Origin of the sequence: Algoriphagus confluentis (genome assembly GCF_036245625.1) — a bacterium.
Classification (GTDB): Bacteria; Bacteroidota; Bacteroidia; order Cytophagales; family Cyclobacteriaceae; genus Algoriphagus; species Algoriphagus confluentis.
The window spans coordinates 109,324-130,690 of sequence record NZ_BTPD01000001.1 but is presented as its reverse complement, the minus strand read 5'-3'; the positions used below and the strand labels follow the sequence as shown (position 1 = coordinate 130,690).

The 21,367-nt window shown below is 42.4% G+C and carries 21 protein-coding genes; 13 read left to right on the top strand and 8 right to left on the bottom strand.

Going from position 1 to position 21,367, the window contains the following annotated elements; genetic code table 11:
- The first annotated feature begins 146 nt into the window (after window positions 1-146).
- From AAA943_RS00600 to AAA943_RS00590, 3 genes are read left to right on the top strand one after another with little or no spacing between them, the layout of a single operon-like run.
- A complete protein-coding gene (locus tag AAA943_RS00600; protein ID WP_338222299.1) occupies window positions 147-689 on the top strand; it encodes a hypothetical protein in 543 nt (180 codons plus the stop codon).
- A complete protein-coding gene (locus AAA943_RS00595; RefSeq protein WP_338222298.1) occupies window positions 686-1,303 on the top strand; it encodes a thermonuclease family protein in 618 nt (205 codons plus the stop codon). The genes AAA943_RS00600 and AAA943_RS00595 overlap by 4 nt, the downstream gene beginning before the upstream one ends.
- Window positions 1,304-1,343: 40 nt before the next feature.
- A complete protein-coding gene (locus AAA943_RS00590) occupies window positions 1,344-1,901 on the top strand; it encodes a CIA30 family protein (protein WP_338222297.1) in 558 nt (185 codons plus the stop codon).
- Between the two features lie 31 nt (window positions 1,902-1,932).
- On the opposite strand, the gene AAA943_RS00585 is transcribed toward AAA943_RS00590, so the two are convergent.
- Window positions 1,933-2,382: a D-Ala-D-Ala carboxypeptidase family metallohydrolase gene (locus AAA943_RS00585; RefSeq protein ID WP_338222296.1), complete on the bottom strand. Its 450-nt coding sequence runs from the start codon at window positions 2,380-2,382 to the stop codon at window positions 1,933-1,935.
- A gap of 203 nt (window positions 2,383-2,585) precedes the next feature.
- On the opposite strand from AAA943_RS00585, the gene AAA943_RS00580 reads away from it, so the two are divergent.
- Window positions 2,586-3,485, top strand: a complete 900-nt coding sequence (locus tag AAA943_RS00580) for a ceramidase domain-containing protein (protein ID WP_338222295.1) — start codon at window positions 2,586-2,588, stop codon at window positions 3,483-3,485.
- Window positions 3,486-3,531: 46 nt separating this feature from the next.
- Here AAA943_RS00580 and AAA943_RS00575 read toward each other — a convergent pair whose 3' ends face one another.
- Window positions 3,532-4,887, bottom strand: a complete 1,356-nt coding sequence (locus tag AAA943_RS00575; RefSeq protein ID WP_338222294.1) for a metal-dependent hydrolase family protein — start codon at window positions 4,885-4,887, stop codon at window positions 3,532-3,534.
- Between the two features lie 246 nt (window positions 4,888-5,133).
- On the opposite strand from AAA943_RS00575, the gene AAA943_RS00570 reads away from it, so the two are divergent.
- Window positions 5,134-5,583: a GNAT family N-acetyltransferase gene (locus AAA943_RS00570; protein WP_338222293.1), complete on the top strand. Its 450-nt coding sequence runs from the start codon at window positions 5,134-5,136 to the stop codon at window positions 5,581-5,583.
- 123 nt (window positions 5,584-5,706) lie between these two features.
- Here the strand turns inward: AAA943_RS00570 and AAA943_RS00565 are convergent, their stop codons facing one another.
- Together AAA943_RS00565 and AAA943_RS00560 are read right to left on the bottom strand one after the other, a co-directional pair.
- Window positions 5,707-6,345, bottom strand: a complete 639-nt coding sequence (locus AAA943_RS00565; RefSeq protein ID WP_338222292.1) for a response regulator — start codon at window positions 6,343-6,345, stop codon at window positions 5,707-5,709.
- The gene (locus AAA943_RS00560) at window positions 6,338-8,029 is read right to left on the bottom strand and encodes a sensor histidine kinase (RefSeq protein ID WP_338222291.1); all 1,692 of its coding nucleotides are present in this window, start codon (window positions 8,027-8,029) and stop codon (window positions 6,338-6,340) included. Before AAA943_RS00560 ends, AAA943_RS00565 begins: the two co-directional genes overlap by 8 nt.
- A gap of 387 nt (window positions 8,030-8,416) precedes the next feature.
- On the opposite strand from AAA943_RS00560, the gene AAA943_RS00555 reads away from it, so the two are divergent.
- The gene (locus AAA943_RS00555; protein WP_338222290.1) at window positions 8,417-9,487 is read left to right on the top strand and encodes a hypothetical protein; all 1,071 of its coding nucleotides are present in this window, start codon (window positions 8,417-8,419) and stop codon (window positions 9,485-9,487) included.
- Between the two features lie 59 nt (window positions 9,488-9,546).
- On the opposite strand, the gene AAA943_RS00550 is transcribed toward AAA943_RS00555, so the two are convergent.
- Window positions 9,547-10,851, bottom strand: coding sequence for an APC family permease (locus AAA943_RS00550; RefSeq protein ID WP_338222289.1), 1,305 nt, complete (start codon window positions 10,849-10,851; stop codon window positions 9,547-9,549).
- Between the two features lie 58 nt (window positions 10,852-10,909).
- On the opposite strand from AAA943_RS00550, the gene AAA943_RS00545 reads away from it, so the two are divergent.
- On the top strand, window positions 10,910-11,998 hold the full coding sequence (locus AAA943_RS00545) for an aromatic ring-hydroxylating oxygenase subunit alpha (RefSeq protein WP_338222288.1): 1,089 nt from the start codon (window positions 10,910-10,912) through the stop codon (window positions 11,996-11,998).
- A 473-nt stretch (window positions 11,999-12,471) separates the two neighbouring features.
- On the opposite strand, the gene AAA943_RS00540 is transcribed toward AAA943_RS00545, so the two are convergent.
- Window positions 12,472-13,167 (bottom strand): adenylate/guanylate cyclase domain-containing protein, encoded by a 696-nt coding sequence (locus AAA943_RS00540; RefSeq protein ID WP_338222287.1) that lies wholly within the window; start codon window positions 13,165-13,167, stop codon window positions 12,472-12,474.
- Window positions 13,168-13,487: 320 nt separating this feature from the next.
- Here AAA943_RS00540 and AAA943_RS00535 point away from each other — a divergent pair, with 320 nt between their 5' ends.
- The 6 genes from AAA943_RS00535 to AAA943_RS00510 all read left to right on the top strand — a co-directional run bounded on the left by AAA943_RS00535 (window position 13,488) and on the right by AAA943_RS00510 (window position 18,910).
- On the top strand, window positions 13,488-13,661 hold the full coding sequence (locus tag AAA943_RS00535) for a hypothetical protein (protein ID WP_338222286.1): 174 nt from the start codon (window positions 13,488-13,490) through the stop codon (window positions 13,659-13,661).
- Window positions 13,662-13,714: 53 nt separating this feature from the next.
- The gene (locus AAA943_RS00530; protein ID WP_338222285.1) at window positions 13,715-13,900 is read left to right on the top strand and encodes a general stress protein CsbD; all 186 of its coding nucleotides are present in this window, start codon (window positions 13,715-13,717) and stop codon (window positions 13,898-13,900) included.
- 71 nt (window positions 13,901-13,971) lie between these two features.
- Complete coding sequence (locus AAA943_RS00525) at window positions 13,972-15,045, top strand: fatty acid desaturase family protein (protein ID WP_338222284.1); 1,074 nt, start codon at window positions 13,972-13,974, stop codon at window positions 15,043-15,045.
- Window positions 15,046-15,941: 896 nt separating this feature from the next.
- On the top strand, window positions 15,942-16,154 hold the full coding sequence (locus AAA943_RS00520) for a helix-turn-helix domain-containing protein (RefSeq protein ID WP_338222283.1): 213 nt from the start codon (window positions 15,942-15,944) through the stop codon (window positions 16,152-16,154).
- Window positions 16,155-16,157: 3 nt separating this feature from the next.
- A complete protein-coding gene (locus tag AAA943_RS00515; RefSeq protein WP_338222282.1) occupies window positions 16,158-17,534 on the top strand; it encodes an McrB family protein in 1,377 nt (458 codons plus the stop codon).
- The gene (locus AAA943_RS00510) at window positions 17,531-18,910 is read left to right on the top strand and encodes a hypothetical protein (RefSeq protein ID WP_338222281.1); all 1,380 of its coding nucleotides are present in this window, start codon (window positions 17,531-17,533) and stop codon (window positions 18,908-18,910) included. Before AAA943_RS00515 ends, AAA943_RS00510 begins: the two co-directional genes overlap by 4 nt.
- Window positions 18,911-19,198: 288 nt before the next feature.
- Here AAA943_RS00510 and AAA943_RS00505 read toward each other — a convergent pair whose 3' ends face one another.
- Window positions 19,199-20,077, bottom strand: a complete 879-nt coding sequence (locus AAA943_RS00505) for an ORF6N domain-containing protein (protein WP_338222280.1) — start codon at window positions 20,075-20,077, stop codon at window positions 19,199-19,201.
- A gap of 633 nt (window positions 20,078-20,710) precedes the next feature.
- Complete coding sequence (locus tag AAA943_RS00500; RefSeq protein ID WP_338222279.1) at window positions 20,711-21,148, bottom strand: transposase; 438 nt, start codon at window positions 21,146-21,148, stop codon at window positions 20,711-20,713.
- Window positions 21,149-21,367: the final 219 nt, after the last annotated feature.

Sequence of the window (21,367 nt, the reverse complement as noted above, 5' to 3'; positions counted from 1 at the left end):
CTGCTTCTTTAATGTGTGGTTTTATCAGGATTTGTTCAGATCTGTTGTTTTTCTGCATTTATTTCTTGTTTTCCACGATGCTGTAAAATTGATTAGCGGGGCAGCAGGAGGAAAGAGATATTCGGGAGTACTTTATACCAATTCCCATGAAAAATCCATTCGTACTTCCTTTGTTGCTTGTATTGTCGCTCACTGTCGGCTCCGGTTATTCTTCCTTGGCCCAAGTAAAATCCTTGGAATTCCTTCCCAAGGCTACGGTAGTATTTCCCGGTGAATACGAATCCCAAGAGCGGGGACCCAATACCATTTACTCCTACCAAAGTCCGGATAGTCTGGCCAACTTTCTGGTAGTGGTAGCCGATCTGATGAGAACAAGCGGATTGGATGCAGAGACGTTGGCCATGGCTTCTCTTGAGCCCGAGTTTTGGCTTCAGGTGGAGCAGGGATTCATGGGGCAGTTGGGTGCAGATGCCAAATTGGAAAATAAAAGCAGTATGAATGTAGATGGAGTAGAGGTTTTGAAGCTGGACGTATCCCGGTTTAGGCCAGAAACCAATACCACCAATTACCTGACAGCCTACATTTTTGTGATGGATAAATACTCCATCAACATTGCCCATACCAGCAGAGGAGGCAAAGCGGACCCTGAAGTCAGGGACGCTTTTTTTGCATCTTTGAAAATTGAGTGATCCAAGCTGAAGGATGCCTGGAAAAGGAGAAATCCCGGACATCTTCTGTCAAAAATGAACAGCAGGAGCAAAATCCTCGGGGTAGAGGAAACCTGAATCTTCTCAATTCAGTAGGTTTGGCTATGAATCCTTTACTCCAAGTTTTTTCTTTTCTTCTCTTTTCCGTCTTTATCTATCTCAGCTCGCCGCCTTTACTTCATGCTCAAAATCGGAGTTCTCCAGTCCTAGTCACCAAAGTGTCAGACGGGGACACCTTTTGGGTGAGATATCCTTCAGGGAAAGAGGAGAAAATCCGCCTGATCGGGATCAATGCCCCCGAATCCAGAAAAACAGGCAATCGGGATGTGGAATATTTCGGCAAAGAAGCAAGTGCCTATGCCAAACGCTTGCTGATCAACCAAGAGGTGACCTTGGAGTTTGATGTGCAAAGGACAGATCGGTACCAACGTACCCTTGCCTACGCTTATCTTTCCTCAGGTGCCATGGTGAATGCTATTCTGGTCAGGGAGGGGTATGCCCAAGTAGCTACATACCCTCCGAATGTAAAGTATCAATCCCTTTTTCAAAAGCTGGAAAAAGAAGCCAGGTCTGCGAAAAGAGGGCTTTGGAAATAAGAAGTTTAAACAAAAGGTCCTTTTCTTCCTTTCTACCCTCATGAGCTTGATGAATTGGATTGGGGTTTTCTGGGTATCCTTTATTGTAATCGGGATGGAAAAAGAGTTGATTTTTGATTTTGGAGAAGGGAAAAACTTTGGCCGATGGACTATTATCAACGATGGAGTCATGGGCGGGCTATCCCAATCGCAAGCAAGACTTACTGAGGATGGAGTTTTGTTTTCTGGGACGGTGTCCTTAAAAAATAATGGGGGATTTGTATCTCTTCGAGGTCCACTCGGTCGGTATGATCTCTCTGAATTCACTTTTTGCGAAATCCGATTCAAGTCAGATACCGATCGGAAGTTTGAGCTGCTGATTGAAAAGGAAACACCCTTCCACCTTCCCAAGTACCGTAAAAAGTTTGGAGCTAAAGGGGAAGATTGGCAAATCTTTAGATTTGAACTCAAAGAATTGGAAATCAGCCGAATGGGAAATCTGATCGCTCAGGGAATTGATCCCGGTGAACTGAAAGAATTACAGCGAATCGGCTTTATTCTGGCTGACAAGCAGGAGGGAAGCTTCACTTTGCAGATTGATTATTTGAAGTTTTTTTGAGGTTTTCTGCAAGTTTTTCAATCTAAGTCTGTCAAATATCCACGCTGTATTTCACCTTTCCATCCTGCCCCCGTGTCGCACGGAGGCACTGTCTTCTTCCGCCTTGAGGATTGAAGGAAACGTGTACCCACTGATTAAACTCCTGTATCAGCTGATCATAGGGAATGTCGGAGTTTTTGATCCGTTGATAGAGTTGTTCGATGCTGAGATGCCCTGTTTCGATATCTGCTGCATGGCCGGAAAGGTGCTGACTGCTTTTTGATCCGCCTACTGCCTGATTGACCCGGGGACTTCGGTAGCCGGAGTTGACAAATACTGCCCGACCGAGACGGTCTCTTAGTGGCTGTAAGACATGCTCGCAGAGCAGACGGAGATTATCAATGATTACAGGTTCTGGTGAAAACTGCTCCTCATAGCTCCATCGGGTGGCGGTCTGAGAGCGAAGCAGTTCGCGAAGTGGGAAGTTTTTGGTGAGTTGCATGAGAGGGCCGTTAAAGTGTGAAGAGTCCAATTAAATTGCCAAGAATCAGCTAGTTGAAATTTAAGCAATTATGGGATCCTTTCCGTAATTATATTTCTTGCTCTGAGGCCTCTCCTTACACCTGGATGCTCGATATTCTGACTTGATGCAAAATAGAATCTTGGCAAAGATCCATTGATTCAGTAAATTTCCTTTTTGCCATCATGCCTTTTCCCAATTTCCGAACCGGAGTACCACCACTTGAGCGACTAAAGCTGTCAGGGATTCCCACTTGGGTTCATGTCTTTGCCTTAGGAGGCACAGGCCTTACTCTTTTCCTTACAGCCCTTGTTTTTCTTGGGTTCAAAGAGGTCCCGGTCTGGACAGATTGGAAACCTGCTCAGGAATTTCTCCAACCAGAATACGGAGAGCGAATCTATCCCGACAGTGTTTTCCGAACTAGGATGAATACCTGGTCCAACCTTGTCTATGTGTGTTTTGGGTTTTATGCTATTGCTTTGGCCCTATTTGACTGGAAAAGAAAGCTTTCCCTGGATAGAGGCTATCTGACTTTTGCGCCTTTGCAGACTTTTCTGTTTGGATTGACCGGAATTTATTTGGGCTTAGGCAGTGGTTTTTTTCACGCCTCCCTCACGCATTATGGGCAGCAGTGTGACGTCGGCGCCATGTATGCTACGCTGATTGCATTGGTTTCCTTCGCTCTTGGAAGCTGGCTTCCCATAATGCGAGTTCCGAAAACCCGTCAGATTTTTCCCACTTGGCCGGTTTTGTCAGTTTTGGTCGTTCTGGGATCGATTTATTTTACCTACTACAAATGGGAGTATTCCTTCACAGAAATCTCAGGTTACTTGAGTGGCATCCTATTCCTCTTTGCGGGAGTGAGTGCCATTACGCCGGGAAAATACCTTCAATTCCGCTGGTTTTTGGCAGGAGTGCTTTGCCTGGTTTTGGGATCCAAAATCCGTGATTTGGACATTTCCGACCAGTTTACGGGTCCGGATTCCCTGCTTCAGGGCCACGCAATCTGGCATGTGCTGACCTGCGGAATGTACGTTTGCCTGTTTCTCTATTTCCGGTCCGAGGAAAGGGAGGCAAAAGGATAAGCCCATTCAATCTCATTTCCGAAACCTGCAAAAACTGAAATTACATCTAATCCAGTTTGTTTTTCACCACTTTTCCATCCTTCATAATCACCAGAAATTTTTCCTCCGGTTGGGCAAGGAGGGAAATATCTTCCAAGGGATTGCCATCCACCAAAATCAAATCGGCCAAAGCTCCTTCCTTAATCACGCCCAATTCTCCGGGATAGGGACTTCTGTTTCCCGATAGGGCCAAAAGCTGGGCGTTGTCGTAAGTGATCATTTTCAGGATTTCAGCAGGAGAAAACCACTCCTGAAGCTTCAAAATGTAAGCATTCTGCTCTTTGTTCAGCTCAGGTTCAAACAAAAAGTCAGTCCCCCAGGCCAGTTTTACACCGAGTTCCTTGGCTTTGGCCCAAACCCTCTTCTGGCCTTCGAGTACGGGTTTTCGCTTTTCTCTTCTTGCCGGGTCCATTTTAGGACTGTCTTCCATCAGATTTTGAAGGCTCAGCCAAATGCCTTTTTCCGCCATGAGTTTTAGCGTCTCTTCGGATACCATCTGCCCGTGTTCCACACATTTGACTCCTGCATGGATGGCTTTTTGTACCGCCCGGTCCGTGTAGGCGTGTACGGTCACATAGGTGCCCCAATCTTCCGCGGCTTCTACTGCGGCTTGCATTTCCTCCAATGTGTATTGAGTCACATCTATGGGGTCATAGGCAGAGGAGGTTCCGCCTCCTGCCATCAGCTTGATCTGACTGGCTCCAAAGCGAAGATTTTCCCTGACTGCGGTCAGTACTTCCGGTTTGCCATCGGCGATGAATGTAGCCCCGAACAACTCAGCCCGCGAAGGCTGTCCAAAAAACTTCCGAGATCGCTCCTGAGGGGTACGGAAATCTCCATGTCCGGCAGTTTGGCTGATGACAGCGCCTGAAGGCCATACTCTTGGTCCAAGGATTTTTCCTTGATCAATGGCATTTTTCAGAGGGAAAATCGGTCCGCCCACATCTCTCACACTGGTAAAACCCCTGAGGAGCATTTCCTCCGCCCCTTTACCGGATTTATCCAAAATGATCTCTTGATTCAGGCCGGGAGACATCATTTCCACCATACTCAGAGAGCCAAAAACCAGATGAACATGCACATCAATCAGTCCGGGAATCAGGGTTTTACCCTTTCCCTCGATTTTTGCCGAGGCAGTTTTCATTTCCTGAGTCCACTCTTTGCTGATCTGAAGGATAGTATTGTTTTCGATCAGGACATTTTGGGCGGGTGAAAGCGATAGGGTGCTTTGGTCGAAGACCCGGACATTTTCAAATGCGATCCGCTGGCTTTCCTGACCAAAAGAGGGAATGGAGATCGAGCTCAGGAAAAAGAGAAGGTGGACTAACCTGATTTCTTGGAAAAATGAAGAACGCCTACGCATAGGAAAAGGATTTGGAATGGAATAAAGGACTGAATCCAGCAGAAAGCTTTAATGTAGATAAAAAGAACTGCTTTCCTGAGTATAATCTGAATTAAAGCTTTTGGTTTTTCCCTTCCCGAACTATTTTCAACTTTCTGCAGAAAAAAGGAAAATATCTCCCTTCAGGTAAAAGGGGAGGAGTCAGGGAGAGTTTTGGCCTATATTCGTCCTCTCCCTCTGTAGAGACCTTAATCTTTGCCACCTATTATGAGCTTGCAAATTCATCTCTGGACTTTTAATCAACTCACACCAGAAGAACTCTACCAAATCCTCCGTCTCCGAAGCGAGGTATTTGTCGTCGAGCAAAACTGTGTCTTTCTCGATATGGACAATAAGGATCAGCGATGCTATCATCTCAGTCTCTTTCAGGATGGTGAATTGGTCGCCTACTGCCGGATCGTACCTCCTGGACTATCTTATGCAGAGGTGGCTATCGGCAGGGTAGTTTCTGCTCCGGCCTACCGGGGAAAGGGGCTTGGTAGAAAAGTGATGGAAGAGGCGATCTCAGCATGTAGGCAGCTCTACGGGCAGGTGCCGATTCGCTTGGGTGCTCAGACTTATGCCTTAGAATTTTATCAATCCCTGGGATTTGAAGCAGAAGGGGAGACCTACGACGAGGATGGGATCGAGCATGTTGAGATGGTGAAGACAAAATAGTTGCTACAAAGCCATCAAGACCAAAAGCGATTCATTTTTAGCTTTTGATCGAATCCACTTCAAGTATCCTAAAGATAATAGATGTTAATTAGCTCTTATTCAGAATATTAAATCTATCAAATTCTAAGACTCTTTAAATTTCAAATTCTCAATGAAGGCTACAAGCTGGGCAGAATTTTTCAGACCCAGTTTGTGAATGAGGTTTCTTCGGTGGGTATTGACTGTGAATTCGCTGAGGAAAAGCTGCTCGGCTATCTCTGCGGAGGTATATCCCTTGGTGATGAGGTTGGCTATCTGTTTTTCCCGTTTGCTAAGGATATTCAGCTGGGATTTGGACTCTGATACTAAAGGTGGATCAGGGCTAAGTTGTGGAAAGGTAGGAATGTCTTGAATAGCATTTTCGAGGGCTTCGACCAGATCCTTTTTGCTGATGGATTTAGGCAGGTAAGCAATCGCTCCTTCCCTACGGCATTTTTCCATGACCTCCGGGTTGTTTTCCATGGTAAGTAGGATTATTCGGCAATCCGGATAGATATCTCTCAGCTTTTGGATTGATTCCACCCCCTTGGAGTCGGGCAGAAAATAGTCGAGCAAGACCAGCTCAGGTTGGATTTTTTTCACCAATTCCAAACCTTCACTGAGCGTCTCGGCATGGACCAAGTTTTGAATAAAGGTTTCGTTACCGATTAGAGAATATACCCCCTGTGCAAACAGCAGATGATCGTCGATATGCACTATACTGATTTCGGAGAAGTTAAGCATGAAGGGGTAGGGTAATCGTTACGGTGGTACCTCCAGGACTGGATTCCAGTTCCAGGCTACCTTTGAGGTAAGCTACTCGCTCTTGAATATTCTTTAGACCAATTCCTTTATTCCGAAGATCAGGATTTATCCCCACTCCATTGTCTTCTGCCACCAATTCAATTTTTCCATCAATTTCTGAAATACTCAGCAAGGCTTCGGTAGCTTGGGCATGTTTTACCATGTTTTGAAGCAGCTCATTGGAGATCCGGTAAAGCATCAATTGCAGGCTTTGGGGGACCACGGAGTCTAAATGAAAATAAAAATTAATGTCCAGGGGATATTTCTGACGAAGAAGGTTGATTTGTACTTGGAGTACATTTTCCAGCCCATTTTCTTCCAAGTGATGTGGGGTCAGATTGTGGCTGAGTGAACGGGCTTCTTGGATACTTTGCTCGATCATTTGTCGCAATTCAGCAATGGATTTCTCCGGGCTATTGGACTGAATCGTTTCTGTTTTTAGGTAAAGGCTTGCCAACATACCTCCGATACTGTCATGGAGATCCCTTCCGAGTCGTTTTCGCTCTTCTTCCTGGACCTGAATCAATTGGTCAGCTACCTGCTTTTCTTTTTCCAATATCTCAATGGTCAGTTTTTCCTTTTCCTTTTTGAAAATGGAAGCCCTCCGGGCAAAGGCTGCTGTGATCATTCCTGTCTCGCCCATCAGGCCAAAAGCACTGCCATAATCCACCAAATAGGAGGGAAGCCCCATGGGTAAAATTTTCTGGTTTAACTGAAGAATGATCCCGAAAAGTGCCAAAAAGGCCACTCCAGTCAGGTAATATCCGGCTAAGGGCACATTCGCTCTCCATTGCTGAAAGGAATAAATCAGGACCAATAGGCTGGAAAGCAGGGATACTACCCCAGTCACCTGTAATAGAAGAACCTTTGAGGTAATGGTTTCCATGACTGTAGGAATAAAAGCTACTCCAATAAGCAAGATGACCTGAAAGATGATCGTTGCCCAAATTATAATCGCCATCTTTTCTCCTCTTTTCTGAGGAGGGAAAAACCGAATCACCAAGAGCAAAATCATCACTTGGGTCAGCAGGTTGAAAAAAGGACGGGCCTTTCCTACCCAAGTGGTTTCACCAGGCCATAGGTATTCAAAGGTCAGACCCCAATGGGTAGCTAACCAAAACGAAATAGCCAAAACATACCCAGCATAAATGGCCCCACTCCAAGATTTGAGTTCTGCTGCAAAAAATAGGGCAAATAGGAAGATGATGCACATCCAACCCAAGATCCAGCCCATCACTAGGGTGTCATCGGACTTTTTTTGCTGGAAAGTTTCGAAATCAAAAACTTTAGGTTCGATATGGAAAGTTTCGCCTACTTTATCCAAACGCAACAGGTATTCCTGTTGGCTGTGAGGCCGCAAGGTAATCGGAATGACTAAGTCCCTATCTAAAAATGGACGCTGCTCAAATGGGAAATTATCCCCCAATTCCAAGAAAGGAGTAGAAGAACCATTGGTGAATACCCGGATTTGATTGATATGTGGGTTGTTGGAAACAAAAATCAACTCTTTTTCAAAATCAGTCTCATTGCTTAGGGTGAAGCTCATCCACCAAGGGGATCGGGTGATGCCGGGGTTGAATAGTGTTCTGTTTTTTTGAAGGGTGTCTGATCGCTCCCAAGCCAAGGTAGGGCTAAGGTTTTCATCAGGAAATACCCCAAAGGGAACTTCAACGCCTTTGTCCGAACAAGCACTCAGTAAAAGTAAAAATAGAGCGCAAGCCCAAAGTGGAATGCGAGTACACAGGACTTTGGCCGGAGTTTTAATCCAAGGATAATGAGTGATGCCCAAGAAGTATAGGTGAATGGGGTGAATTCAAAAGCAAGATAAAGATTGACCCGTATTTAAAACAAGGGTTTTGAAAAATACCAATTTTTAGGTATTGTGAGCCCGGTCAAACTCATCGAATATTGGAGATGAATACGCATAGTCCGATTAGCCGGATTGACTTAACACACCCATTTCCATTACATGAGTTTTCTTTCCTCTAATTTTAAAAGCTCTTTTCGATCGATGAGGGCATTCTTGCTCGGCATCTTCTTCTTGTTCACCGCGTTTTTCCTTCCCGCTTGCGAATTTTTTGAGACTAAAGTAGAGGAGTATCTATTGCAGTTTAATTCTTCAGCCGGTACACTTGAGCAGGTAATTGTAGACGGATATCTCTTGATTGATGGTCAGCGAACAGATATTTCTCTTTCAAATCTATCTGAGCTTTCAGTATCTGAGAAATGGATTAGACTTACCATATATGAAGGAAGGGATACCTACTATCTGACTGTGCCTTCCTTTAATAAGGACTTTGATTTAGTGGAAGAATACCTAGACGATGTCATGACATTCGTTAGTGTTTTTCATAACACGCTGGGAGGAATTGGAAGTGTGTCCAATTTCTCGGTAGAAGCCACCGATACTTATGAAGGGGCGGGCAGTTTTCAATTGGCTGGAGTAGGTGAACTTCAGTCTACTTCAACTGGTCAAGTTCAGGACTTAGTTTTTGAAATGGATTTTGACTTTGATACCAGTCGCACGGGAGGATCACTGGGCACAGGAGGTGGCAGTTCTGGGGGTGGAACTGGCTCCGGAGGCTCAGGATCCGCTTCGTGTGACAATACCATCCAAATCAGCCAATTGCTCAGCTATTGGCCGCAAATTGGAAAAGGAGATGCTGTGGGTACCGGGAAGAAAGTGGCCGGCAATACCCTATTTTCCAATCTGAAACCGACCGACGTGGGCCTGGTGGTGGACGGCACTTCCGGTGACACCCGTTATGTAGTCCAAATTCTCCTGACCCCTGGAAATTTGGTGGCCAACAAGAGGCTTGATTTTATCCATGCCGGCAGGGGTGCCCCCCTAACAAGTTCAGGTGCAGTAGGTATTCTAATTGCCATAAAGGGGGGTGTCAATGACGGTTGGCAAACCAATTATGACTACGGGGAAAACAGGGATACCGGAAATCTTTTCATAGAATCTGTCAGCCCACAAATTCGAGGAACCTACGAGTTTGAAGCTTATGGAGATGGTTTTGATAATGTGAAAAACAAGCAATTGGTAAGGCTCAAAGGGGAATTCTGCATTGATCCCTAATCCAGTCTATTTTTTAACTTTCAATGGTCTGCGGCAACGCAGGCCATTTTTTTTATCCTCTAGGCTCTGTTTTGCTTTTTGCTCCAAAAATAAACCGGTAAACCCAAGGCAATTCCACCCATTCCCCAAAGAATAGCCTCCATTCCCGATCCAACAAACAGCCAAATGCTGAACAACAAACCCAGAAGAGTAAGGATCACAGATTTTGGATTGATAGAAAAACCAAATCGACGGCGGGTGCAGAAATACCCAAAGGCCAAGGCTGCAAAAAGGTAGAAAAACAAGGAGGTGACCGTGGTCAATCGGATCATAAAGGAATAGATGTTTCCAAAGCTTTCACTGAAGTTGAAAATCAAAACGAGGGAAACCAGCACACTGGAGAAAATCAATCCGTTGCCGGGAATGCCAAATCGGTTTTTTTGAGCGAGTTTCTGGGGCAAAAGCCCGTCTTTGGCCATGGCATAGGAGATTTGACCCTGAATCAAAATCCAGGCATTCAAGGCTCCAAAAGTGGAAATACAGGCTCCCAAGGCAATGATGTAGCTTGAGCTTTTTCCAAAAATCAAAGTTCCTGCATCGCTGAGCGGGGCCAAGCTGCTGGCCAATTCGGCCGGAGAAAGTACCCCAAAAAGTGAGAAGGTGCTGAATAAGTACAAAAACACTACCAAGCTTACTCCAATCAGGGTTCCTTTGGGAATGTTCCGCTTGGGATTTTTGATGTTTTCAGCAGGAATGGTCGCCGCCTCGATACCCATAAAAGCAAAAAAGCAAAGCACTGAAGCGGTAGTCAAAGCCTGAAAGTCCGACTCTCCGGACAAATTCATGGGCTGAAAATGACTCCAATCCAAGAAAAACAAACCTCCCAGAGCGACGATCAGGAGAGGAAGAATTTTCAATGCGGTGGTGATCACCTGAAGATTTCCTGAGGATCGAATCGAGTAGCAATTTAGAGCGGTGAGGCTCCATACCGCTCCCAAAGCAGTCAAGCCAAATCCAAAGAGGGAGCTTTCCAATACCGGAAAAAATACACTCAGATACCCTGTGAAGGCTAAAGCAATCGCGGCATTGGTGCTGCAGTTGGAAAGCCAATAGCCCCATGCTACCAAGAATGCCGGTAAGTCTCCGAAGGCCGTTTTGGTGTAGGCATAAGTCCCTCCGCTTTCCGGAAGTGCTTTGCTGAGTCTGCCCAGAATGATGGCCAAAGTATAGGCACCTGCTGCGGCCACGATCCAACCCAAAAGGCTGATGGCACCCAATTGACCCAAAACCACAGGAAGGGAAAAAATACCGGAACCGATCATTCCTCCTGCTACCAGAGAAATGACCGTGATGAGTCCAAGTTGCCTCGAAGAGGAATTTTTCAAAGGAAAGAGGGGATTGGTGGGTTTTCCTTAATTTGTGATGTCAGTAAGATAAGCATATATGTCCAAAGCCTTCACCGTTCACCAGGATATTACCCAAGCAGAAACACTTCCCTCATCTTTCTATCGCTCACAAGCAGTCTTTGAGGAGTTGATCGAAAAGGTCTTTGCCAAATCCTGGCAATTCATAGGGGACAAAAGCCAGGTGGAAATCCCCGGGCAGGTCAAACCCTTCTCCTTCTTGGAGTTTGGGCTGGAGGAACCCATGCTGCTGACCAATGACCAAGGGAACATCTATTGCCTATCCAATGTCTGCACCCATCGGGGCAATATCCTCTGTCATGACCCCTGTAAAACCAAGCAAATCATCTGCGGCTACCATGCCCGAAGATTCAATCTGCAGGGGGAGTTTCAGTTTATGCCGGAATTTAAGGAAGCCAAGGACTTCCCCAGAAAGGAGGATCACCTCACCCGTTTTCCACTCAAAAACCTAGGACCTTGGCTTTTTGCTTCCTTGGGAGAGGAGATTTTTGACTTTGCTCCGGTTTTGGAAGCGATGAACCGAAAGATCGGTTTTTTGCCCTTGGAGGAGTTTAGGGAGGATAAAAGCCGAAACAAAGATTACCTGGTCAATGCCCATTGGGCCTTGTACTGCGACAATTACCTGGAGGGATTCCATATTCCTTTTGTCCACGAAGGGCTCAATGCCGTCCTCGACTACCTGAAGTATGAAACGGTCCTTTTCCCCCATTGCAATCTGCAGGTAGGACATTCCTCAGGAGGGGAGCACGTATTTGATTTGCCCAAGGACCACGAAGACTACGGACAGCAGATTTCGGCGTATTATTTCTGGATTTTCCCAAATATGATGTTCAATTTTTATCCTTGGGGCTGCTCGATCAACGTGGTGAAGCCGATTTCCCTTAATCGAACCAAGGTCAGCTTTATCAGCTACGTCTACGACGAATCCAAACTCGACACCGGGGCGGGGGCAGCTTTGGACAAGGTGGAGCGGGAAGATGAGTTTGTAGTGGAGGGAGTCTTCAAAGGAATGGCTTCCCGAGTCTACAAAACAGGCCGATTTTCACCCAAAATGGAAAAAGGAGTCCACCATTTCCAGAGTTTACTGTCGGAGTTTTTGGGTAAATAGATTTTTTTAACCACTAAGTTCACAAAGGATTAAATGAGGTCGCAAAGAAGGAAGAAAAATTGATTTTATCGTGACCAACTCTTCCCTATAGGGGGGGGCAGGGGGGTAACCGCCAAGTTCATCAAGGATTAAATGAGGTTGCAAAGAATGATAGCTTAAATGGCCTGCGGAAAATTCAAAAAAAGGAAGGAGGCAGGCTTGATTTTGGGATTGTGTAGATTAAAAATTGATTCTGGATCGTAGCTGGTATTTACTTCTTTGTTCAATCTGATTCGGAAAAGCCAATTCTTTGACTTCTTCCGTCCTCCGTCTTCCAGCACAAAATGACAGAAATATTAGCCTCCTAGTCGAATAGCGTATAATCAGATTTCAAAATGTGCTTAGCCGCTTTCTTTCCAGCTGAAGAATTAAACGATTAAAATCATTGGGAAATGTCCGATTTAGGGAGTTATCGGTCATCTAATGGGATAATCCTACTTCAAAAAATACATATCCCAGATTCCCCGGTTTTTGATCTCAATACTGCCTCGGTATTCGCAGTCAAATTTATCCTTGATAATCTCATAGGTCTTTCCGGATATATTGATTTTCCCTTCTTCGGAATTGCTTTCCATTCTTGAGGCAATATTCACCGTGTCCCCCCAGATGTCATATTGCCATTTTTTCACCCCAACGATACCAGCCACAATAGGTCCGGTGTGAATCCCGATCCGCATTTCAAACTGAACGATGCCTTCGGGTTTTGGACTTTTGGTAAACTCCATCATCTCCTTAGCCGCCTTGACCACCTCGAAGGGATTTCTCTCGGTCTCGGTAGGAAGTCCACCTGCGCACATGTAAGAATCTCCGATGGTTTTGATCTTCTCCAGCCCGTACTTGTCGGTAATTCGATCAAACTCCTGAAAGTAGTAGTCAATGCTTTCGACGAGTTTCTCAGGTGAGATTTCCTCTGCCATGCTGGAGAAGCTTTTGAAATCCGTGAAGAGCACCGTCACCGAATTGAATCGATGGGCTTTTACTTTTCCATGGACCTTCAGCTCATCGGCGATCTCCTCGGGAAGAATATTGAGCAGGAGTTCGTCGGAGCGGTTTTTCTCCTCTTCGATGATTTTCTTGGTTTCCTTTTCAAACCTGAAGCGACGGAAAGAACCTATTGCCAATAAGGCCACCAAGATCAGGTAAAGCGTCCAAGTTCCTCTAAATGAGCTTTATCTGTAGGGTTTTCTTGCACTGGTTTGGAAGGAGATTTTTAAATTTAAGCTAACAGCTTAGTAGGAGGCTTTTTTCTAAAGATCTGCACAGTTATATTTTTTAAATTAATCCACTTCCCATAAATGGGCTTTCAAGTCTCTCAGCCTACTTTTTACTGAATTTCAATCACTTATTGGTTTTTATATTTCTGAAAATCAATAAAATATGAATCAATGTCAAGTCATGGCTGTTCTCTTAGCACAGGGGTTTATTTCCTTGAGATAAATCCAATCACCTCATGCCTAGTTCGGAACACCAGCATTTCAGTATCGGCCAAACCGTGTTTACCAAAGTATCTCCAAAAGTGAAAATGAGCGTGAGAAAGTATTACGCGAATATCTACTATTGCACCTTTGTGGATCATCCAAAAAAGAAGGAATTGGCGCTATTCGAATGTGAAATAATTTATTGAAACCCAAGTGGGTTGTGAATAAATTCAGGCTTCAACTACACTAAAAAGACCTTATGAAAATTACAAGAAGTTGGCGAGAGCAAAAAGTGATGCTCAAAAGAAGGTTTTCCATTCTATTGGATTTCGACTTTGAATATCAGGAAGGTGATCGCGAACGCATGATTGATAGGCTCTCGGTGAAACTTGACAAAACGAGAGATGAACTCGATTTGCTATTTGCTGAATTGCAAACCTATTGAACAGATATAAGACTTTGAAAACTACTATTCTTCACAGGGATAGGGTCAGATGAGTATAAACCTAAATCCCTATGAAACAAATTAAATTCCAAAAATCGACGAATAAGGAATTCACAACAACACTCCAGGATAGAGTGAATGAATACTTTAAAGGCAATGGTACCAAAAGATATGGAGGAAGGACTATGGTGATCAAAACCATAGTTATGCTTTCTCTATTCTTTATTCCCATTGGCTTTATTGGTTCTGGCCTGATCCAAAGTGTCTGGCTGCTTTTTGCCTTATACATTCTCAGTGGCCTGGGTATGGCCGGAATAGGAATGGGCGTGATGCACGATGCCATTCACGGGTCTTATTCGCAAAACCCAAAGGTCAACAAATACCTGGGCTACACCATGAACCTCATCGGTGCCAATTCCCGAGTATGGAAAGTACAGCATAATGTGCTCCACCATACTTATACCAATATTGACCAGGGTGATGATGATATCAATGCACCGCTTTTCCTCCGCTTTTCTCCCAATGCCAAGCGCTATTGGATCCATCGCTTCCAGCACTTCTACGTATGGTTTTTCTACGGCTTGTCTACCATCTCGTGGATTACGACCAAGGACTTTGTCCGAGCGCTACGATATCGTAAAATGGGTCTGCTGAAGGGGGATTTTAAAAAGGTGCTGCTGAAGATTTCCGGATGGAAGGTGCTCTATTATTCCTATGCTTTGGTTTTGCCTTTGATTATGGTGCCACTGCCTGCATGGATCATTTTGCTGGCCTTTTTGTCCATGCATTTTGTCACGGGGCTATTGATCAGTTTGATATTTCAGACGGCACATATTCTGGAAGAGACCTCCTTTCCCAAAGCTGACGAGAAGGGGATTATTGCCGATGCTTGGGCTACCCATCAGCTGGCAACTACCAGTAATTATGCTCCTAAAAGCAGGATTTTCTCCTGGTTGATCGGAGGGTTAAACTTCCAGGTAGAGCATCATTTGTTTCCCAATATCAGCCATGTACACTACTCCAAGATTTCCAAAATCGTGGCCAAAACGGCGGAAGAGTTCAAAATTCCCTATTTGGTAAATCCCAGCTTTTTGTCCGCACTGACCGATCACGCCAAGATGCTTCGGCAGTTAGGCAGAGCCTAGGAACAAGGCCACTTATCCTTAGCCCAACTTAAATCCCAATCTCTTAACCTAAGGGGTTGGTTTTTTTTTATTCTGATTATACGCTATTCTGCCAGTAGACAAATATTCTCCTGATTTGGGGCTGGAAGACCGAAGACGGAAGACAGAAGAAGAGCTAGAGTTGACAATTAATAGTTCATTTGTGCTTCTAGATAGGCTAATGGCAAAATTCCGTATATCCAAATTTTTTATTGGGACAAGGCCTCAAAGGAGCTGTCGCTTCAATTTCTATTTATTCCGGCAGTGGCAATCGAGTAAAAGGGTTTAGTTCTTCTAATGGATTATGGGATAAAGTCCGGGAAAATCCCTGGTCAATCAGGGATTGATACAAGAATTAATTGAGGGTAATTCGGACAGAATATGGAAAAACCTCGAATAAACCCTGGAGAAACCTTGCATTTGATCTTTCAAAAAACAGGATTTAAGTATCATTCCTTAGGTCAATCCGATTGGATTCCCTAGTGAATTTGTATCAAAAGGTCTTCAAGGATTTTGGATTATAAGACGCTTTATTGCTTTGATGTCAGCAATAACCTTCTAAAAACCTGTCCAATTCCTTCTCTGAGGAAAAGGAAATTTCGGGTTCAATTCCTTTTTGAAAAAATGCGATCAAACTCAAATAAGAATCAAAAAAGCGGAAATGATTTCCTTCATAGTTGTAAATATGGACCAGTCTCGAATCCTTTTGATTGGCTAAAGTTAGAGTTTCAATAGTTCGAGATGGGGAAATGTATTCGGTGGAATGGGGGAGGATTTTGTTCATGGTTGTTTTGATATGTTGTTGAAATTACAAAACTAAATCCAATTTGTAGACTATAGCCGGTGGTACGATAGGCCACATTTTTTCAGATTGCAATATGGACGTCAAGGCTGAATACGGCAAAAGAGTAAGGACAATCAGGAAAAAAGAGGGTGTTTCACAAGAAAGTTTGGCTGATTTGGCCGGACTAGACAGGACTTATATCTCTGATATTGAGAATGGAAAAAGAAATGTTTCTATCGAAACCATTTTTAAGATTGCCGAAGCATTGAAGACGCCAGTAGTTGAGTTTTTTGAATTTAATCTCTAAAAAATGATCTCAGAATTTAAAAATTATATCAGGAATTGTGCAGAAAAATTCGGCGCAAAAGCAGATTCATATATCCTTAGAGATAATACTGAAATTAGTTTTAATACAAAAACACCTGGTGCGTATTTAGGTCTTGTTGAATTTGAAGAAGGGAATTCGGGAGTTTATCATGATTTTTCATTCGTTGTTTTTCCTTCCGATGAGGAGATGCATTCTCTTATTGTAACATTAGGGATTGGTTCTCAGGGTTTCAAAAACGACTATAGCCTTGCATCATATCCAGGTTTAAGACGATTATTCAAGAAGGTTACAAATGAGAATGGTTACTGTAAAACCGATTTTTCTGATATTGAGAGCAGCCTCCCTAAAAAGTTTCTTGATTTAATTGAGAGTGATTATCTGAAAAAATCAATAATAAAATATAAAGATGTATTACCAGCATGTCAAATTGTTAATGAACCATTTGGTGAAGAAGGAAAAAAGATCATTGAAGCATTTATCGCAGCATATGCGAAGCTCAGAGATTGGCCGTCTAACAAAGACCATCGAAAGGCAGTTTCTGAAGCTTTAGAGCCATTTTTGGAAACAGAAACAATCGATGATACAGAAGAAGTAAAAAATCTATTAAACGAAAGAAAGTACATAGTTCTTCAAGGACCTCCGGGAACAGGTAAAACTAGAACAGCAAAAAATGTGGCAGAGAAAATAGGAGCTAAAACTTTCTTCACTCAGTTCCACGCGGAAACAAGTTTTTCCGATTTTATTTTTGGAATTCGACCTGACACAGCAAATGAAGAACTGAGATACAAAGAGAATCTAGGTAGTTTCTCGGAGGCCTTAAAATATGCCGTTGAACATAACAAAGAAAAAGTCATCTTAATCATTGACGAAATAAACAGAGCTAACCTCTCCAATGTATTGGGACCTATTTTTTATCTATTTGAACATAAAATGGATGTTTCGAATGTTGAAATTGAAATTGCTCCAAATTTCAAAGTAAAAAAACTACCTGAAAACTTTTCTGTCATCTCTACAATGAACACAGCGGACAGGAGTTTAGCAGTTGTTGACTTTGCTTTAAGAAGGCGTTTTGCCTGGTACACTATGAAGCCAAAAATTATAAAATCAAGAAATTTTTTTAATGAAGACTTTATCAAAATTCAAGAAATTTTCAATTGGTATGCCTCAAGCACTGAATTAAATTTACAACCTGGTCAAGGATACTTTATAGCAGAATCCGAAGACGAAATGAAGAATCGCATTCGATATGAAATATTCCCTTTGATAAAAGAATATCTACAAGAAGGACTGTTAAGCAATGCGAAAGAAGAGTTCAATAACTATTTCTCGACTAGAATAAATCTGTCTCTATTCGAATGACAAAGCCACTGGATGTTTTTTGCGAAATTCCTTGCCTAACAGAACAATCAAAACAGTTGGGTGGTGTTGCTTTGCAAAAAAAATGGTTCAAGTCGGCAGATAAAAGAATTATCGGGCAATACCTCCAGAAGTTCATTGATTACAATAGTGAGCAATTTAAATTTCTTGGTGTTCAACCATACATCATTGGTTCAGACCAAAGTACTGCACTTGCATTTCGTTCATCTGGCTTCATTGGCTCTATTCCTTTGAGGGCTTCTGACACAGGAAAGCAAATCGGTGATTTTGTAGTTATGCCTAGGTTTACCGGTCGTGATAGATTTGAGGACTATATTGAAATTCTAAACTTACTGGGCACTGAAATAAGTCCAGAGGTAATTGATAGTTTACCATTGGCATCTGGTAAGAATTTCAGGCCACCATTGTATTTGGAGGCTGTGAAATTTATAGCAGCTCTTGAAAAACTGACAATGAGACCGTGGAGAAAGTTTGACAATATTGAAAAGGTATCAAGTCAACCTACTGGTCAAATCAATTGGACAAAATATATTAACAACCAATTCAAAGTAGAAAACAGGCTAAAATTTCCAGCAAGAACAAATATGTTGAGGGAATTTCATTCTGAATATTCGGAAATTAGATATGTCTTTGACATTTGTAAAAGTGAAATACTTTCAGCCAATACACCTCAGAGAATTAAGAATTCTTTGCGAACCAGATTGAGCTTCCTTGAAGAACGATTATATTATCATAAACCAAAAGCAACCAATAAAATCACAATCCGATTTTCCGATAGCCCAACTGTCAAAGCCTGCAAAGAACAAGCAAATAGGATATTAAACTTTAACCTTGTTGACAGCACAGCTTGGCGGGTGGATTTTTCAGATGTATTCGAAAAATTTATTCAATATATTTTTAAAGAAGCTGCAAAAGAGACTGGCGGACGACTTTATTCAAACTTTAAGTTTCATTCCAGGACTTCAAAGCATTATGCCTGGGAATTAAAACATATCGAGCCTGATGCAATTTTTCAGAAAGAGAATGCTTTGGTTTTTATAGATGCTAAATATAAATCGAATTTATACAACAAATTTGACCAAAGTGAAGTACTGAAAGAAGACCACAGACACGACTTACATCAAATAATGGCTTATTCTTCATTTAGTAAGGCTGATCTTAAATATGGTTTTTTGTGTTACCCATCAGACCAAATTGAACTTAAAATTATTAGATATAAAAACATCATAAACGAAGCAATAAATACGATATTGATCTTAGGAGTTCCATTAAAACTCAATGCAATCAATGAGGTTAAAAAGTTATTAGTGGAAACGTTAAATAGAATTGAGTCCAATTCGTTTGAAAGAGTATATTAACCAACTTTTTATTAACCATACAATTCCCCTCAAATCCACCGTAACCACCCCCGCCTCAACCATCCTAATCCCATAGCTCATTCGTGCTGGCAGTTGTGCGCTGGCTCTTGGGCTAAAATAAGCAGGGATTTTGATTTTTAAGTTCTTAATTGGAATAAATTCTTTCTGCGGGGAATTCAGGTGGTTATTTGGGGATTGTCAATTGGTTAAGGTGGAGTATGTGAACAGGTTAGGAGAGGCCTTGATGGATCAAGAGGGGATTCGCTCTTTTCTTAAAGAATGGGTTTTTCAAGTTGGGATTGAATTGATGATACTCTTTATCGAACTTTCTTCAATCCTAGAGAAGGCAAACCACCGCTTCCCTAGATCTTTCAGTGAAGCACCCAAATGATAGATTTCTTGACTATCAATGATCAAAAATCGATCGTGGCTTTTTTCGAAAAGTTTCGATTCAAAATCACCGTATTGTTCATTTGCTTTCTGAATATCCAATTCAAGTTGTTTGGAGATTGATTTGGTGAGCAGAATTACTTTTACCCCTTGTTTCTTCTTTGCCAAGTGAGTTAAGGTGGACTCATTGATGTAATTGTCAATAAGGAAAATGCTGGTGTTGGCAGAGCGGATGATTCGGGATGCCAACTCATAGGCATCAAATACCTGCCCGTCGAAAAATATACCCTGAGATGGAACGGATCCTCGATTTTCAAGGGCTTTGAAGATCTTTTCAAATTTTTGATCTGATTCAAGTTGCTTGAATTCAATCTTGTCCAATCTTGATATAATTAATTGATTATCCTGGACCAACTTTCGCATGGCTACAAAAGCTTTGATAATTTGGATGCTTACTTTGACTGCTATTTCACTTCTAAGAACTGCTGAAAGCATCGCAACTCCTTGTTCTGTAAAGGCAAAAGGGTTGGAAGTGGAATGTTTTAAATTCTGGAACCGGTCACATTTTGTGACCTGTTCATCTTTCTCCAGCTTGTTAATCTGAAATCTAAATTCTTCAGGAAATCGATCTAAGTTTCTTTTTACAGCTTGATTCAAAACTTTAGTTTCAACTCCATACAATTCGGCTAAATCCCGGTCAATCATTACCTGAACACCACGAATTGAAAAAATTCGATTTTCAATTTCTTGGTTGGAAAACAGTAGGTCTTTGCTCATGAGTTGAAAATTAGGTTAAAGAATGACGCAGATGGGTTAAAATAATCGGATTCTGTCTTTGTCTGATTTGAGGATTATAAACAGTAAAGAATTTTATATCAATCAATTGACCTCCTGTATCGATTTTTTTGGGGTCTGAAGGCAAAAAGTGCAATTAACTTTTCTTGGATTTAGCCCCAATTTCCTTAATCAAGCCAACTCCCTCAAATCCACCGGAACCATACTAGCCACCCCCACCTCAATCATCCTAATCCTATAGCTCATTCGTGCTGGCAGTAGTGCGCTGGCCCTTGGGCTAAAATAAGTAGGGATTTTGATTTTTAAGTTCTTAATTGGAATAAATTCTTTCTGCGGGGAATTCATGTGGTTATTTGGGGGATTGCTATAGAATGAAGTGGTGAGAGAATCCAAATTCAATTGGGCTTAAGCCGAAATAGAAAGGGAACCATTTTTGGAATGGTCTAAAGAGTTGCCAATTTTAGGAGTGACCTAAAGGCATATTCCTATTCAAGAGGAAGGCACATAGTAAGGTGGAATCGGATTAAAATTCAAGCCTTTGAATTGCCTCCTGCCCCGAAGCATCGGGGCTGGAGGCAAGTAGATGGCTAAAAATAAAGCTGGGCTTTAGCCCAATCAACCCTTGAATTTCTGAAAACCATATTTGGACATAAATTCATCATACTCATCCTGAAATGTCTTTTTCTGATGATGCTCCTCTTGATTTTTAATATAATCCCGAGTTTTATCCAGCATTGATTCAGAAACTGATACAGCAAAATATTCATCCTGCCATTCAAATTTCTCTTTTGTAAGCTTGTTTTTATTGATCCAAAAGGATGATTCGCCTTTTAAAAGTTGCAAAGTCTTTTCGATGGTTTGATCTACGCCTAAAGAAATCAGACAATGGCAATGGTCTGAGTATCCATTGATGAAATCCACAAAAATCTCTTTCTTCTGGGCGTTTTCACGGATATGATTCCAGACTTTTACCCTGAGTTCTTTTGAGTTCAAGTGTGGCACCCTGTTTTTGGTGCTCCAAACGAGATGAATGTAAACTTTTACGAATGGCATAATTGAAAAATTTTAGAAGAAAAAGAATTGGGCTAAAGCCCGTTCACGTTATCGTAATTTAATGGAAATGGGCTAAAGCCACATTCCTATTCAATGAAATTAAACTTCAATCGGAAATTATTTGAAATACCTCCTGCTTTAGCTGAAATAATTTGGGCTAAAGCCCGGGAATCTATCGCTTCCTTATTTTTTTGAATGGGCTAAAGCCGCATTCCTATT